This window comes from Brachybacterium sacelli, from assembly GCF_017876545.1.
Lineage (GTDB): Bacteria > Actinomycetota > Actinomycetes > Actinomycetales > Dermabacteraceae > Brachybacterium > Brachybacterium sacelli.
In genome coordinates, this window is sequence record NZ_JAGIOD010000001.1 from 2,767,952 (window position 1) to 2,784,293 (window position 16,342).

Consider the following 16,342-nt stretch of genomic DNA (forward strand, 5'->3'; position numbering starts at 1 on the left):
GTCTAAGTTTTAAAGGGCGCACGGTGGATGCCTTGGCAAGAAGAGCCGACGAAGGACGTGGGAGTCTGCGAAAAGCCTCGGGGAGTTGACAACCGAACTGTGATCCGAGGATGTCCGAATGGGGAAACCCACCGCGAGTCATGTCGCGGTACCCGCCACTGAATGTATAGGTGGTGTGGAGGGAACGCGGGGAAGTGAAACATCTCAGTACCCGCAGGAAGAGAAAACAAAGAGTGATTCCGTGAGTAGTGGCGAGCGAAAGCGGAGGTGGCTAAACCTGGTCTGTGTGATACCCGGCAGGGGTTGCAGGTTGGGGGTTGTGGGACGTGTCTGGTCCGTCTGCCGGCGGATCGGCGTGGACGTGCAGTGGTAGTCGAAGTCGTGGTGAGTGCGATGGCGTAGAGGGTGTGACCCCCGTAGACGAAACTGCTGTACGGCGTGATGCTGTTCCCGAGTAGCACCGGGCCCGTGAAATCCGGTGTGAATCTGCCAGGACCACCTGGTAAGCCTGAATACTACTTCTTGACCGATAGCGGACAAGTACCGTGAGGGAAAGGTGAAAAGCACCCCGGGAGGGGAGTGAAATAGTACCTGAAACCGTGTGCTTACAATCCGTCGGAGCCTTGAGGGGTGACGGCGTGCCTTTTGAAGAATGAGCCTGCGAGTTAGTGGTCGGTGGCGAGGTTAACCCGTGTGGGGTAGCCGTAGCGAAAGCGAGTCTGAACGGGGCGTTCAGTCGCCGGCTCTAGACCCGAAGCGAAGTGATCTATCCATGGGCAGTGTGAAGCGCGGGTAAGACCGCGTGGAGGCGCGAACCCACTTCAGTTGAAAATGGAGGGGATGACCTGTGGATAGGGGTGAAAGGCCAATCAAACTTCGTGATAGCTGGTTCTCCCCGAAATGCATTTAGGTGCAGCGTTGCGTGTTTCGTGTCGGAGGTAGAGCACTGGATAGGCGATGGGCCCCACCGGGTTACTGACCTTAGCCAAACTCCGAATGCCGATACGTGAGAGCGCAGCAGTGAGACTGTGGGGGATAAGCTTCATGGTCGAGAGGGAAACAGCCCAGAACATCAGCTAAGGCCCCTAAGCGTGTGCTAAGTGGAAAAGGATGTGGAGTTGCTGAGACAACCAGGAGGTTGGCTTAGAAGCAGCCACCCTTGAAAGAGTGCGTAATAGCTCACTGGTCAAGTGATTCTGCGCCGACAATTTAGCGGGGCTCAAGCACACCGCCGAAGCTGTGTCACTCCGGACGTATGTGCCGGGGTGGGTAGGGGAGCGTCGTGCAGCCGGTGAAGCCGCGGGGGAACCCAGTGGTGGAGGCTGTACGAGTGAGAATGCAGGCATGAGTAGCGATAGACGGGTGAGAAACCCGTCCGCCGATTGATCAAGGGTTCCAGGGCCAGGTTAATCCGCCCTGGGTTAGTCGGGACCTAAGGCGAGGCCGACAGGCGTAGTCGATGGACATCGGGTTGATATTCCCGAACCGATCGTAGGAGGACCCATACCGAGGCAGCTGATGCTAACCACCCGAGTCGCCTCCTGTCCCTTCGGGGATGGGTCGGTGGTGAGGCTGGGAACCAAGGTTGTAGTAGGTCAGCGCGAGGGATGACGCAGTGAGGTAGCTTCCGCGGACTTAATGGAATAGTCCGTCTAAGCGTGCAGCCCGGCCCCGGGTAATGCTGGGGCCATGAGGGTCAGACGTGATGGGGATCCCGTAGGGGCGAAGGTGAGTGATCCTGTACTGCCTAGAAAAGTTCCGGCGTGACGAATACGGTCGCCCGTACCCTAAACCGACTCAGGTGATCAGGTAGAGAATACCGAGGCGTTCGAGAGAATCGTGGTTAAGGAACTCGGCAAAATGCCCCCGTAACTTCGGGAGAAGGGGGGCCCGAGGAGTGAGAGCTCTGAGGGCCGCAGAGACCAGGGAGAAGCGACTGTTTACTAAAAACACAGGTCCGTGCGAAGTCGTAAGACGCTGTATACGGACTGACGCCTGCCCGGTGCTGGAAGGTTAAGAGGACCGGTTAGACCCTTTCGGGGGTCGACGCTGAGAATTTAAGCCCCAGTAAACGGCGGTGGTAACTATAACCATCCTAAGGTAGCGAAATTCCTTGTCGGGTAAGTTCCGACCTGCACGAATGGCGTAACGACTTCTCCACTGTCTCAACCGCGAACTCGGCGAAATTGCATTACGAGTAAAGATGCTCGTTACGCGCAGCAGGACGGAAAGACCCCGGGACCTTTACTATAGTTTGATATTGGTGTTCGGGACGGCTTGTGTAGGATAGGTGGGAGACTGGGAAGCATTCACGCCAGTGAGTGTGGAGTCATTGTTGAAATACCACTCTGGTCGTTCTGGATTCCTAACCTCGGTCCGTGATCCGGATCAGGGACAGTGTCTGATGGGTAGTTTAACTGGGGCGGTTGCCTCCTAAAGAGTAACGGAGGCGCTCAAAGGTTCCCTCAGCCTGGTTGGCAATCAGGTGTTGAGTGTAAGTGCACAAGGGAGCTTGACTGCGAGACAGACATGTCGGGCAGGTGCGAAAGCAGGAACTAGTGATCCGGCACTCCATTGTGGAATGGGTGTCGCTCAACGGATAAAAGGTACCCCGGGGATAACAGGCTGATCTTGCCCAAGAGCTCATATCGACGGCATGGTTTGGCACCTCGATGTCGGCTCGTCGCATCCTGGGGCTGGAGTTGGTCCCAAGGGTTAGGCTGTTCGCCTATTAAAGCGGTACGCGAGCTGGGTTTAGAACGTCGTGAGACAGTTCGGTCCCTATCCGCTGCGCGCGTTGGATATTTGAGAAGTCCTGTCCCTAGTACGAGAGGACCGGGATGGACTGACCTCTGGTGTGCCAGTTGTTCTGCCAAGAGCATGGCTGGTTGGCTACGTCGGGAAGGGATAACCGCTGAAAGCATCTAAGCGGGAAGCCTGCTTCAAGATGAGATATCCATGCACCCTTGTGGTGTGAGAGGCCCCCAGTAGATGACTGGGTTGATAGGCCAGATGTGGAAGCACAGCAATGTGTGGAGCTGACTGGTACTAATGGCCGATGACTTAACAACACTTGTATTGTGTGCTGTGTTCGCGTCCACTGTGTGGTTCTGGAGAAACAACCCCGGGACGCCATCTCGTTTGGGGGTGGTGTTGGTGGGCTGGTTGTGTCTCGTCGTGTTACGGCGGTCATAGCGTCGAGGAAACGCCCGGTTCCATTCCGAACCCGGAAGCTAAGCTCGATTGCGCCGATGGTACTGCACTCGGGAGGGTGTGGGAGAGTAGGACGCCGCCGGACATCTTCCACGGGAGTGGGAGGCAGCTGGAGACCCTGGATCCCCGGGGTTTCGCGCCTCCCACTCCCCTTTTTCATGCCCTGACGCGGTCGCGGGTGGAGCGGACTGTCCCCGGCAGGTGGGCACTGCGCTGAGCGTGTGGCAGCGGGCCGGCGTCGAGTCGAGCTGTTGGGGGAGGGCTCGGCGCCGTTCACACCGGTTCGATGGGTGCCCCTGACGAGCTTCCGGTTCTTTTCACTGGGCTCTGCAGGGGCCGAGGCGGAGCGCTGTGTCCTGGTGCACCCCGCGTTCATCCGGCTGTGACCTGCTCGGTGAGAGCAGTCACGGAAGGCGGGCTACCGGTGAGTCAATTCCCGCCGACGCCCTAGGCTGGGCCACTGACAACGGCATAGGGCGAGACGACGAGAGACGGACGGTTCACGTGGCTGAGTACAGCAACAGCGAGAACGACCGCGGGCACGGCAGCAACAGCCGGGGCGGCCAGCGGCGCGACCAGCGCACGTCCGCGCCCCGTGCTCGGTCTCCGCATCCCGGTGGCGAGTCCTGGTCCGGCTCGTCCGCGACCTCCGGCGGGGGTGGGCCGCGGGGGGAGTACGGAGGTCGTCCTTCGCGTGGGGACCGTGGCCGCGAAGCCTCCCAGCGCTCGGACGACGGTCGGAGGAGCGGACGCCCTCGCTCCGAGCGTCCGGACCGGCAGGGTGATCGTCCGAACCGTCAGGATCGCGGCGAGCGGCAGGGTGATCGGTCGTACCGCTCCGATCGCCCGGGCGACCGTCCGTACCGAGGCGACCGCCGGACCGACGGTGCTCGCGGCGCACGCTCCGAGGACCGCGGAGGCAATCGCAGCGGCTCGCGTGATCGCCGGGACGAGCGTCCGGGGGAGAGGCGCGATCGCCGGGATGACCGTCCCTGGGAGAAGCGTGGCCCTCGTGACGGGCGCTCCGGCGACAGGCGTGACCGTGCGGGGTACCGCGATGAGCGTCGGGGGAACGATCGCGATGAACGTGGCGGAGGCGACCGTCCCCACCGCGACTCGACGGGTGACCGTCGGGGCCGAGGCTCCGGCCCTGAGCGCCGTGGTGAGCGGGGACCCCGGGACGACCGCGGACGGACCGGCGGCGGACACGACGCCCGCGGCAGGTCCGGCGGCGGGCACGACGACCGCGGCAGGTCCGGCGGCGGGCACGACGACCGTCGCAGCTCGCGGCCCGGCCAGGAGGCGCGAGCGGATCGCCCCTTCGAGCCCAGGATCCCCGAAGGCATCACCGGGCGCGAGCTCGACAAGGAGGTGCGCGAGGAACTGCGCGGCCTGAGCAAGGAGACCGCCGACCGCGTCGCACAGCACCTGGTCGCGGCCTACCTCCTGGAGGACACCGACTCCGAGGCGTCGCAGGCGCATGCCCGCTTCGCGGCACGCATCGGCGGCCGGGTCGGAGCGGTGCGCGAGACCTATGGGATCCTCGCCTACCGTGCGGGTGACTTCCGCACCGCGGTGCGCGAGCTGCGCACCTCTCTGCGCATCACTGGACGCACCGATGTCCTCCCTCTCATCGCCGACTCCGAGCGCGGCATGGGACGCCCGGAGCGCGCCCTCGACCTCGCGGCCTCCGACGACGCCACCTCGCTCGGGGTCGACGCGGCGATCGAGCTGATGATCGTCGTCGCCGGCGCCTATGCCGACACCGGCGACGTCGAGACCGCCTTGCGCACCCTCGAGGTCCCCGCCCTCCGGCACAAGGTCGACGGTCGCTGGCAGGTTCGTCTGTGGGTCGCATATGCCGATCTGCTGGACCGTGCGGAACGGACCGAGGAGTCCAAGCGCTGGCTCACCCTCGCCGCCGATGCCGACACCGAAAAGCTGACCGACGCCGCCGAGCGCCTGGGACGGCCCGCGCCGATGGTCGAGGAGAACCCGACCTTCGCTGACGACGAGTCGGTCGCCGTCCTGGACGCCTACGACCCGAGCTCCGAGGAGCAGGGCGCGGAGGAGGCGGATGCGGCGGACGAGGAACCGGCGGTCCGGTCCTCGGGCGGCCCGAGCACTGGGCCGGGGGTCGAGTCCTCCGGCGACGAGGGTGATGTGCAGGTCACCGCCGCCGCCGAGGACTCGACGGCAGGGGCGACGTCCGTCGAGGACGCGAGCGAGAACGTGGCGACCACCGAGGACGAGCCCGCGGAGGTCGCGGACCCCGAGGACGTTTCCGCGGAGGCCGGTGCCGGTACTCCGGTCGACGGCGAGACTTCGGTCCCGCAGTCCGCGGCATCGAGTGCGGAGGGCCGGGCGTGATCCGTCGGCCCGACCCGTCGCTCCTGGACCTCCACGACGCGCTGCTGCTGGACCTCGACGGCACCCTCATGCACGGAGGGAACCCGATCCCGCACGCCGCGGCAGCGGTCGAGCGAGCCCGCACAGCCGGCCGCACGGTCGTCTTCGCGACCAACAACGCCTCCCGCACCCCGCGCCAGGCTGCCGACCACCTCGCCCAGGTGGGTGTCGACGCCCGGCCCGAGGAGTTCGTGACCTCCCCGCAGGTCGCCTCCCGTCTGCTCGCGGATCGTCTCGAGCCGGGACAGAAGGTGCTCGTCGTCGGCGGTGAGAGCCTGGCCGCCGAGATCAGCGAGGTCGGACTCGAGCCCGCGGCGACCGACAGCGAGGACGTCGTCGCGGTCGTCCAGGGCTGGTCGCCGGACCTGAACTGGTCCCTCCTGGCCGAGGGCGCCTACGCGATCCGCCACGGCGCCCTGTGGATGGCCACCAACATCGACGCCACCCTGCCCACCGAACGGGGCATGGCCCCCGGAAACGGCGCGATGGTCGCGGCGCTGCGCCACGCGACCGGCGCCGTGCCCGAGGTCGCCGGCAAGCCAGAGCCCGGCATGTTCGCCGTCGCCGCTCGCGACGCGAACTCCCGGCGGCCGCTGATCATCGGCGACCGGCTCGACACCGACATCGAGGGCGCGGTGCGCGCCGGCATGGACTCCCTGCTGGTCCTCACGGGCGTCGACGGCATCGACACCGCGCTGCGGGCCGATCCCGTGCGCCGACCCACCTTCATCCTCGCCGACCTCTCCGAGCTCGGCGCCCCGTTCCCGCTGCCCGTCGTCCAGGGCGACACTGCGCGCTGCGGCGCCGTCAGCGCGCGCTGGGACGACGGAGACGTCGTCCTGACCGGTGCGCTCGAGGACCCGCGGGTGCTGCGTGCCGTCCTGGCCCTCCTCCATGCCCGGTCGCCCCGGGCGCCGTGGACCGGCCGCCTCCTGGACCGCGACGGCACCGAGCAGCGCCCCACCGACCGGTGAGCCCGGAGCGTCTGGACGTCGCCCTGCTCGCCGCGGGGCTGGCCCGGTCCCGCACCCACGCCCGGCGCATCATCGACGAAGGCCGCGCCCGCGTGGACGGGCACCTCGCCACCAAGCCCTCGACGCCCGTGACCGCCGGCGTGAAGCTGCAGGTCATCGACGTCCCCGACGGTGTCGAATACGCCTCGCGCGCAGCGCACAAGCTCCGCGGCGCCCTCGACGCCCTCGGCCTGGATCCCGCCGGTGCGCGCTGCCTGGACGCGGGCGCCTCCACGGGCGGATTCACCGACGTCCTCCTGCGCCGCGGCGCCCGGTCGGTGATCGCCGTGGACATCGGCCACGACCAGCTCGCCGAGCACGTGGCCGCGGATCCCCGGGTGACCGTGCTCGACGGCACCAGCGTGCGCGACCTCACCCCGGAGCTGGTCGGCGGCGTCGTCGACCTCCTGGTCGCCGACCTCTCCTTCATCTCCCTGCGCACCGTGATCGCGCCGCTGGCGCGCGTCGTCCGCCCCGCCGGCGACCTCCTGCTCATGGTGAAACCCCAGTTCGAGGTGGGACGAGCGGCGCTGCCCCGCACCGGCGTGGTCTCCGACCCCGTTGCCCGGGTCGATGCCGTGCACGGGGTCGCCGAGGCCGCTGCCGAGACCGGGCTCCGACTGCGCGCCGTCGGCCCCAGCGCCCTGCCCGGCCAGGACGGCAACCGCGAGTACTTCCTGCAGCTGCGGCCCACCGGCGTGACCTGCACGCCCGACGAGGTCGCCTGTGACATGATCGGGGACGCCGTGCGCGAGAACCAGCCGCGCCAGCGCGCAGCCCCGAACGACAGCCAGGAGGAATGACCAGATGAGACGGTTCCTCCTCTACGTCCACACGGGCCGGCGCGCGGCGCTCGGCGCCATGCTTACGGTCCTCGAGGAGCTCACCCGGCGCGGCGTGCGCGGTGTCGTGGTCGACGAACAGGTCGACGAGATCTTCGCGCTGCCCGAGGACGTCCCGCCCCCGAAGCTGCTGACCTTCCTCACCAACGGCGGGGTCGACGTGCTGGACGCCGTCTCGGCGGCCGATCTCGTCGAGCTCGGCATCGTCCTGGGCGGCGACGGGACCATCCTGCGCGCCCTGGAGGCCGTGCGCGAGGCCGACGTCCCCGTCCACGGGGTCAACCTCGGCCACGTCGGCTTCCTCGCAGAGAGCGAGGTGGAGGACCTCTCCATCACCGTCGCGCGGCTGCTCGACGGCGACTACGAGATCGAGAAGCGCGCCGCTCTCGAGGTGCATGTGCTGGACGCCGACGATCGCCCCGTCGAAGAGCACTGGGCACTGAACGAGGCCTCGCTCGAGAAGGCCGATCGGCTGAAGATGATCAACGTCGCCATCGAGATCGACGGCCGCCCGGTCTCCTCCTTCGGCTGCGACGGTGTGGTGCTGTCCACGTCCACCGGCTCGACCGCCTACGCCTTCAGCGCCGGCGGCCCGGTGATCTGGCCCGAGGTCGACGCGATGCTGCTGATCCCGCTGGCCGCGCACGCCCTGTTCGCCCGCCCGCTGATGCTGGGACGCTCCTCCGAGGCCGCCATCGAGATGACCCTCGACAACCGCGAGGACGGCATCCTCACCCTCGACGGCCGTCGCACCGCCGACATCACCGCCGGGATGCGCGTCGAGGCCCGACTGTCCGAGCAGTCCGTGCGCCTGGTCCGCCTGAGCACGACTCCCTTCGCGGACCGCCTCGTCGAGAAGTTCCAGCTCCCGGTCGTCGGCTGGCGGGGACGCAGCCCGCGCACGCGGTGAGGGGCTGATCCGTTCCATGCTGTCCACCCTGCGCATCCGCCAGATCGGTGTGATCGACGACGCGATGCTGGAGTTCGGCCCCGGCTTCACCGCGCTGACCGGCGAGACCGGCGCCGGCAAGACCATGATCGTCACCGGGATGAGCATGCTGCTCGGGGACCGCCTGGACCGTGGCCGCACCCGCGGGTCGAGCACGGTCGACGGAGCCCTGGCGCTGGCCGGGCACGACGAGCTGGCCGCCTCCCTCGACGAGCTCGGGGCCGACGAGGACGACGGCGAGGTCCTGGTGGTGCGTCGCGTGACCCGCGACGGTCGCTCCCGCGCGCAGATCGGCGGGGTCCCCGTGCCGATCGGCACGCTCGCCCGTCTCGTCGGCACGGCCGTGACCGTGCACGGACAGGCCGACCAGCAACGACTGCGCGATCCGGATGCCCAGCGGGAGGCGCTGGATCGCTTCGCGGACACCGAGATCGGCCCGCTGCTGGCCCGACACCGCGAGGTCTGGCGAGAACGCACCACGCTGACCGAGCGCGTCAGCGAGCTCGACGGCCTGCTGGCCGAGCGCGAACGCCGCGGCACCGCTCTGCGCGAAGCGCTCGAGCGCCTCGAACGGACCGACCCCCAACAGGGGGAGGACGACGCCCTGCGCGCCGAGCTGGAACGGCTCGGCAACGCCGAGGAGCTGCGCGGCGCCGCGACCCAGGCCGCCCTCGCCCTGGTGGGCGATGACGACGGCCCCGCCGCCGGCTCCCTGCTCGACGTCGCCTCCGAGTCCCTGGGCCGCGCCGCCCGCACGGACGCCACCCTGTCACCGCTGGTGGAGCGCCTGGACGCCGCCCGTCTCGAGCTGTCGGACGTCTCGGGCGAGCTGACCCGCTACGCCGAGGACATCGACGCCTCCCCGGGCCGTCTCGAGGAGGCGAACGAGCGTCTCCACGAGCTCACCGTCCTGGTCCGTGACCTCGGGGCCCTGCTGCCCGGTCCCGATGGCCCCGCCGAGGACGTCACCGCCCTGCTGGAGACCTCCCGCAACGCCGCCGCCGACCTCGACCGCTTCGACGGCGCCGAACAGGAGCGCGCCACCGCCGCCGCCCGCCTCGAGACCGTCCAGGACGAGCTCGACGAGACGGCCGACGCCCTGACCGTCGCACGGACCTCCGCGGCCGAGCGCCTCGCCGAGGCCGTGCAGGAGGAGCTGCGCCACCTCGAGATGCCCGACGCCGCCCTCCGCGTCGACGTCTCGACCCGGACCCATCGCGCTCACGGTCGCGACGCGGTCGCGATCCTGCTGGCCCCGCATCCCGGCGCCGAGCACCTCCCGGTCTCCCAGGCCGCCTCCGGCGGCGAGCTGTCCCGCGTCATGCTGGCCCTCGAGGTGGCGCTGGCCTCCTCCCGCAGCGACCGCACCGCCGCCCCCGTCTTCGTCTTCGACGAGATCGACGCGGGCATCGGCGGTCGGGCCGCCCTCGCCGTCGGCCAGCGCCTGGCGCAGCTGGCCCGTCACGCACAGGTCATCGTCGTCACCCACCTGCCCCAGGTGGCCGCCCACGCCGGCACCCACCTGCAGATCGTGAAGTCCACGAACGACGACGGGGCCACCAGCTCCACGGTCCAGACCCTGGAGCGACCCGGGCGGATCCGCGAGCTGGCGCGGATGCTCGCGGGCGACGACGCCTCCGACGTGGCCCTCGCCCATGCCGAAGAGCTGCTCGAGGAGGCTCGCACGGTCACCACCGGCGGCCTGTCGGCGCGCGGGACCGACGGATGAGCGCCGCACCGCCGACCGTCTTCGGCATCGCCCGGCTGGGCAAGCGCACCAAGGACCTCACCAAACGTCTCCAGCCCGGGGACATCGCGATCATCGACCACGAGGACATCGACCGTGTGGCCGCGGAGGCACTGATCGAGCGGCACCCTGCCGCGGTGCTGAACGTCTCCGCCTCCACCTCGGGGCGTTACCCGAACGCCGGTCCGCGCATCCTGGTCGACGCCGGGATCCTGCTCGTCGACGGTCTCGGCGACGAGGTGTTCGAAGGCGTCCGCGACGGACAGACCCTCGAGGTCGCCGGGGGCGAGGTGCTGCTCGAGGGTGACGTCATCGCCCACGGCACCGACCAGGACGACGTCACGATCGCCGCCTCCCTGGAGATCGCCCGCGCCGGCCTCTCCGAACAGCTCGAGCTGTTCGCCGAGAACACGATGGAGTACATGCTGCGCGAGCGCGACCTGCTGCTCGACGGGATCGGGGCACCCGAGGTGCGCACCGTCCTGGACGGGCGACCGGCACTGATCGTCGTGCGCGGCTACCACTACAAGGAGGACCTCGCGACGCTGCGGCCCTTCCTCCGCGAGAACCGGCCCATCATCATCGGTGTCGACGGCGGCGCCGACGCGGTGCTCGAGGCCGGGTTCCGCCCCGACATGATCATCGGGGACATGGACTCCGTCTCCGACCGGGCCCTGCGCAGCGGCGCCGAGCTGGTGGTCCACGCCTACCGCGACGGACGCGCCCCCGGCGCGGAGCGGCTCGAGGAGCTCGGGCTCGGGGACGAGGTGGTGCTGTTCCCCGCCTCCGGCACCAGCGAGGACATCGCCATGCTGCTGGCCGACGAGAAGGGGGCATCCGTGATCGTCGCCGTCGGCACCCACGGCACGCTCGAGGAGTTCCTCGACAAGGGCCGGGCCGGGATGAGCTCGACATTCCTCACCCGACTGCGCATCGGCTCGAAGCTGGTCGATGCCAAAGGGGTCTCGCGCCTGTACCGTCAGAGGATCTCCACCTTCCAGCTGGTGCTGCTCGCCCTGGCCGGATTCGCCGCCCTCGCGGTCGCGCTCTGGGCAACCCCCGGCGGGCAGGCGCTGGTGCAGATCCTCGGCGCCCGTCTCGATGCACTGCTGTCCTGGTTCACCTTGCTGTTCTCACCCCGGGCCACCGGGTCGTAGGAGGGTCTCGACCCGTGATCGATTTCCGTTACCACCTCGTCTCCCTGATCTCCGTGTTCCTGGCGCTCGCCGTCGGCATCGTGCTCGGAGCCGGACCCCTGCGCGAGAGCCTCGGCGACCAGCTGGCCGGCCAGGTCGAACAGCTGCGCAGCGAGCAGGACCAGCTGCGCACGGAGGCCGACGAGCTCACCACCCGCAACGGGCAGCTGGCCTCCTTCGTCACCGACATCGGACCGGAGCTGGTGGCCGACACCCTGCCGGGGGCCGACGTCGCGATCCTCACCGACCACTCCTCGACCCGCTCCGACACGGATCGGATCACCTCGCTGCTCGAGGATGCGGGCGTCGGGTCCACGCTCCGCGTCGACCTGCAGCCGTCGCTGTGGGAGCCCGGCCAGGAGCAGGCGCGCACGGAGTCCGTCGAGCAGATCCGGGCGATCGCGCCCGTGCTGCTGGAGGACGGGCTGGATGACTCCGAGCAGCTCACCGCGGTGGTGGTGGCTCTCCTGAATCCTTCGACCGCCGGCGAACTCTCCGAGGAGCTGCGCACCCAGGTCTGGCAGGTGCTGACGGGCCACGAGATGGTCGCCCTGGACGGAGAGGTCCCTGCAGGGGTCGACGGCGTCGTGGTCGCCAGCGCCGCCCCGGAGGAGTTCACCGACGAGGCCGAGTCCGACGACGTCGCCGCGGAGCGCGCCCAGAGCCTCCTGGCGGCCCAGACCGCCGTGCTCACCCGCCTGTCCGGGGCCGGGATCCCCTCGGTGGTCTCCGCGGCCACCCCCCAGAACGACGCCTCCACCGGGATCCTGCGCACGGTCCGCGGCGATGCCGCCTTCGAGGCGCTGTCGACCACCGACCGGCTCCAGGAGGCCGACGGCCCCGTGCTGTCGGTGCTGGCCCTGATCGAGCAGGCCCGCGGCGGGCAGGGCGCCTACGGCACCACGGTCGACGCCCAGGACCGCCTCCCCGCGCTGCCGGAGACGCGCGGTGTCGAGGACGGGGCCGGGGGTGGGGGCGACGGGCAGGACACCGGCGCCCAGGGCGCCCCGTCGGACGGCGGGGGAGCGGAGTGACGGCGGGGAGCGAGAGCTGCCGCGACGTCCTGGGCACCGTCCTGGCCGAGCTGCGCCGCACCAACTTCGCCGGACGACGGGTGAGCCTGCTCGAGGGTGCCCTGGTGGTCGCGGGAGGCGGGGGGATCGCGCTGGGCACCGGCCGGGCCGCCGACGCCGCCGTGCTGAGCGGCATCGGCGCGCTGGGACTGATCGACGACCTGCTCGAACCACGCCAGCGACGCGCCGGGGGCGTGGTCTCCAAAGGGCTGCGCGGGCATCTGGGTGCCCTGCGGCAGGGGAGGATCACCACGGGAGCGGCCAAGGCGCTCGGCATCCCCGTGCTCGCCCTGGCCGGCGCGGCGACCGCGCCGCACCCGCGCGGCGGGCCGATGGTCCTGGCTGACGGTGCCCTCGCGGCGGGCTGCGCGAACCTCGCGAACCTGCTGGACCTGCGGCCGGGCCGCGCCCTGAAGGTCGTGCTGCCGGCCGCTGCCGCGCTGGCGGTGCTCGCCCCGCTCCGCCCCGCCGAGGACCTCCGCTCCGCCAGCGGCCGCTCGCTCGCCCTGGCCGCACTGGTCCCCGGCGCGCTCGCGCTGCCCACCGATCTGCGCGAGCACGGCATGCTCGGCGACGCCGGCGCCAACGTCCTGGGGGCCGCGGTGGGCACCGCCGCGGCCCGCACCCTGCCCCGTCCCGTCCGGCTGGCCCTGCTGACCGTCGTCGTCGCCCTCACCCTGGCCAGCGAGAAGGTGAGCTTCAGCGCCGTCATCGACACCACGCCCGCGCTGCGGGCGGTGGATCTCCTGGGGCGACGCGAGCCTCCGCGGGACGGCGAGGCGCCGGAGCCCGGCTCCGGGACGGTGGGGGACCGATGACCGCCGGCGATCCCGCCCTCGACGACACGCCGGCACGGTCCGGTATCGCCCGCGCCGTCCTGCGGGGTGCCGGGCTGATCCTCGTGATCACCGTGCTCGCACGCATCGCCGGCTTCGTGCGCTACCTCGTCTTCGGGGCCAGCGTGGGCGCCGGGGACGTCGGCACCGCCTACACCACCGCGAACCTGCTGCCCAACGTCCTGTTCGAGATCGTCGCCGGCGGCGCACTGGCCGCTGTCGTCGTCCCCTTGATCGCGGGTCTGGTCCCGGAGCGCGATCCGGCCGAGCACCCGGAGCACCCGGAGATCGGGGACGATACGGTCGAACCCGACGGGCCCACGCACGACGAGCACGGCGGGCGGGGGCATGACGAGCGGGAGGTCGACCTCGGCCAACGGGCGGGCGCGCACCAGCAGGTGGGCCCCGCCGCCTCGGACCCCGCGGCGTCGCGTCCACAGCTCCCTCGCCCCGCTCGTGACCAGCTGCCCCCGCGTCGTGATCGCCGGGACGGCTCCGAACGGGCCGACCGGATCATCTCGGCCCTGCTGACCTGGACCCTGCTGGGCACGGGGCTGCTCACCGCCGTGGTCGTCGTGTCCGCGGAGGGTCTGGCCGGTCTCCTCCTGTCCACCGAGGACACCTCCGCCGGCAGCGTGCACCTCGGAGCGGTCCTGCTGCGCATCTTCGCGCTCCAGCTCCCCCTGTACGGGATCTCCGTGGTCCTGGGGGCCTACCTCCAGGCGCGCAAACGGTTCCTGTGGCCCGCGATGATGCCGCTGATCTCCTCCCTGGTCGTGATCGCCTCCTATCGCGTCTACGCCTGGCTGGTGCCGCCGGTGGCGACCACCACCACCATCGACGACCCGGCGATCGCCTGGCTGGGATGGGGCACCACCGCGGGGGTCGCCGCGATGACGGTGCCCGTCCTGATCGCCGCGCTGCGCTCGGGCCTGCATCTGCGACCCACCCTGTCGATGCCCCCGCGCTACGGGCGCAAGGCCCTGGCCCTGGGTGGGGCCGGTCTCGGTGCCGTCGGCGCCCAGCAGCTCGTGCTCGCCCTCGTGCTGGTGCTCGCCATGCGGGCCGGCGGCACCGGCACCCTCCCCGTGTTCCAATACGCCCAGGCCCTGTATCTGCTGCCCTACGCGGTCCTCGTGGTCCCGTTGGTCACCGCCGTGTTCCCCCACCTCTCGGAGCTGCGTCTGGTCGGCGACACCACCGGTTTCGCCCGCGTCTCCGCCGCCTCGACGCGCACCGTCATGGTCGTCGGCGTGATCGGGGCGGCGACGCTGTTCGCCGCGGCCCCCGCCCTCGAGCAGTTCTTCCGTCTGATCGACCGGGCCGGCGCCAGCGGTGTCGGCTCCACCGCGGCGGCGCTCGCCCTGGGGCTGCCCGGGTACGCCGTCGCCATCCAGTGCACCCGGATCCTCTCCGCGGCGCTGCGGGCCCGGGATGCGCTGCTGGTCGGCTCGGTGGGCTGGGGGGTCGCCGCCGTCGCGATCCTGGTGCTGGTGATCCCCAGTCCGACCCGCTCGCCCGCGGAGGCCTCCACCGCCTTCGGCATCACCATCGCGATCGGCATGGCGCTCTCCGCCCTGGTCGGCCTCGCCCGCATCGCCGACATTCTCGAGCCCGGCGGGGACCTGCCGCGGGTGCGGCGCACCGCGATCCTCACCCCCCTGGCCCTCGTGGTCGGCGGCGTCCCCGGCATGCTGCTGGGCAAATGGCTGGTGACCACGGGCACCGGGGAGATCGGCGCCGTCGCCTCCGGGGTCCTCTGCGGCCTCGTCGCGGCTGTGCTGGCGAGCGCCGTGATGGCCGCGGCCGATCCGGTGACCACGCGTGACCTGCTGCGCCGTGCGCGTCGCCGCTGCGCCGCGAGCGATACGGATCCCGCTGCGTCGAGCGACGAGGACGATGCCTGGACCGGTGACGCCTCGACCGACGCGGACGAGCCGCAGACAGGGGCGCAGCGATGAGCGTGATCGTGGTGCGCCCGCAGGCCGGCGGCGGTCTCGCCGCCCACGTCGAGCAGGAGCTGGCCGAGCTGGCGGAGGCCGGTCTCGACGTGCGCGAGGCGCCGGTCCACATCCAGGACCGCCCCCGCCCCCTCGCCGACCTTCGCACAGTCCGCACCCTGCGGCGCTGTGTCCGCACCGCCCCTGCCCCGGTCGCCGTGCACGCCCACGGCCTGCGAGCCGGCGCTCTCGCCGCGTGCGCCATGCCCCGGGGCGACGACGCGCACCTGGTCGTCACCCTGCACAATCGCACCGTCGGGTCGCTCCCGGTCCGGACCCTCGGCGCGGTGCTGCTGCGCGTCCTCTCCCGGCGTGCGCAGATCGTCCTGGCGGTCTCCCCGGATCTCGCCGAGGACGCCCGTCGCGCCGGCGCCGGCGAGGTGCGCCACGCCGTGATACCGGCCCCGGAGGCTCCCGCACCGACGGGCATGGCCGCGCCGGGTCCGGCACCGGAGCCCTCGGTCCCCATCCCGGGCGCCGGGGTCGCGACGCCGGACGACACGCTCGAGGTGCTGGTGGTCGCGCGCCTGGCCCCGCAGAAAGGGCTGGATGACCTGCTGGACGCCGCCGCCCTCCTCGATCGCGAGGCGGTGAGGATCCGGGTGGCGGGCGACGGGCCCCTGCACGGGAGGCTGAGCGACCGGATCCGGGCCGAGCAGCTGAGCGTCGAGCTGCTCGGCCGCCGCCAGGACGTCCCCGCCCTGCTCGAGAGCGCCGACCTGGTGGTCTCCGCCGCCCTCTGGGAGGGCCAGCCCGTCTCCCTGCAGGAGGCGCTGCGGGCCGGGCGCGCGATCGTCGCGACCGACGCCGGCGGCACCCGCTGGGTCACCGCCGAGGCGGCACAGCTGGTGCCGAGCGGCGACCCCGTCGCACTGGCGGAGGCGATCAGCGCCCATCGCGATCCGGAGCGGCGCCGGGACGCGCAGGCGCGGTCCCGTCGCCGCGCCCGGGAGCTGCCCACCGCGCGTGACATGGTTCGCCAGCTGACCGAGATCCTGGTCCCGCCCGGGCGCTGATGGTAGGTTGAGAGTCCGTGGCAGATACCAGCGCGAGCGCATCCCAGT

At 70.5% G+C, this 16,342-nt stretch carries 10 protein-coding genes and 2 rRNA genes; all 12 read left to right on the top strand.

The annotated features are described in order from the left end of the window. Positions 1–3,070 (top strand): 23S ribosomal RNA (locus JOF43_RS12515). 111 nt (positions 3,071–3,181) lie between these two features. Further along, positions 3,182–3,298: ribosomal RNA gene (rrf, locus tag JOF43_RS12520) — 5S ribosomal RNA — on the top strand. Positions 3,299–4,584: 1,286 nt separating this feature from the next. Beyond that, a complete protein-coding gene (locus tag JOF43_RS12525) occupies positions 4,585–5,583 on the top strand; it encodes a hypothetical protein (RefSeq protein ID WP_342592171.1) in 999 nt (332 codons plus the stop codon). Next, complete coding sequence (locus JOF43_RS12530) at positions 5,580–6,596, top strand: HAD-IIA family hydrolase (protein WP_209902464.1); 1,017 nt, start codon at positions 5,580–5,582, stop codon at positions 6,594–6,596. The genes JOF43_RS12525 and JOF43_RS12530 overlap by 4 nt, the downstream gene beginning before the upstream one ends. Beyond that, positions 6,593–7,438 carry a TlyA family RNA methyltransferase gene (locus JOF43_RS12535; protein ID WP_209902467.1) on the top strand — a complete coding sequence of 282 codons (846 nt, stop codon included), beginning with the start codon at positions 6,593–6,595 and terminating at the stop codon, positions 7,436–7,438. The genes JOF43_RS12530 and JOF43_RS12535 overlap by 4 nt, the downstream gene beginning before the upstream one ends. Before the next feature lie 4 nt (positions 7,439–7,442). Then, the gene (locus tag JOF43_RS12540; protein ID WP_209902468.1) at positions 7,443–8,387 is read left to right on the top strand and encodes an NAD kinase; all 945 of its coding nucleotides are present in this window, start codon (positions 7,443–7,445) and stop codon (positions 8,385–8,387) included. Positions 8,388–8,403: 16 nt separating this feature from the next. Then, positions 8,404–10,155, top strand: coding sequence for a DNA repair protein RecN (gene recN / locus JOF43_RS12545; protein ID WP_209902470.1), 1,752 nt, complete (start codon positions 8,404–8,406; stop codon positions 10,153–10,155). Then, a complete protein-coding gene (steA, locus tag JOF43_RS12550) occupies positions 10,152–11,330 on the top strand; it encodes a putative cytokinetic ring protein SteA (protein ID WP_209902473.1) in 1,179 nt (392 codons plus the stop codon). Before recN ends, steA begins: the two co-directional genes overlap by 4 nt. Before the next feature lie 14 nt (positions 11,331–11,344). Continuing rightward, positions 11,345–12,403 carry a copper transporter gene (locus tag JOF43_RS12555; RefSeq protein WP_209902475.1) on the top strand — a complete coding sequence of 353 codons (1,059 nt, stop codon included), beginning with the start codon at positions 11,345–11,347 and terminating at the stop codon, positions 12,401–12,403. Next, positions 12,400–13,260: a hypothetical protein gene (locus JOF43_RS12560; protein ID WP_209902477.1), complete on the top strand. Its 861-nt coding sequence runs from the start codon at positions 12,400–12,402 to the stop codon at positions 13,258–13,260. The genes JOF43_RS12555 and JOF43_RS12560 overlap by 4 nt, the downstream gene beginning before the upstream one ends. Further along, positions 13,257–15,239, top strand: coding sequence for a murein biosynthesis integral membrane protein MurJ (murJ, locus tag JOF43_RS12565; RefSeq protein ID WP_245354104.1), 1,983 nt, complete (start codon positions 13,257–13,259; stop codon positions 15,237–15,239). Before JOF43_RS12560 ends, murJ begins: the two co-directional genes overlap by 4 nt. Then, on the top strand, positions 15,236–16,294 hold the full coding sequence (locus JOF43_RS12570) for a glycosyltransferase (protein ID WP_209902478.1): 1,059 nt from the start codon (positions 15,236–15,238) through the stop codon (positions 16,292–16,294). Before murJ ends, JOF43_RS12570 begins: the two co-directional genes overlap by 4 nt. Positions 16,295–16,342: the final 48 nt, after the last annotated feature.

Excerpts from the sequence above, each read along its gene's own strand:
- murJ (WP_245354104.1), top strand. The coding sequence starts at position 13,257 with ATGACCGCCGGCGATCCCGCCCTCGACGACACGCCGGCACGGTCCGGT.
- JOF43_RS12540 (WP_209902468.1), top strand. The coding sequence starts at position 7,443 with ATGAGACGGTTCCTCCTCTACGTCCACACGGGCCGGCGCGCGGCGCTC.
- recN (WP_209902470.1), top strand. The coding sequence starts at position 8,404 with ATGCTGTCCACCCTGCGCATCCGCCAGATCGGTGTGATCGACGACGCG.
- JOF43_RS12570 (WP_209902478.1), top strand. The coding sequence starts at position 15,236 with ATGAGCGTGATCGTGGTGCGCCCGCAGGCCGGCGGCGGTCTCGCCGCC.
- steA (WP_209902473.1), top strand. The coding sequence starts at position 10,152 with ATGAGCGCCGCACCGCCGACCGTCTTCGGCATCGCCCGGCTGGGCAAG.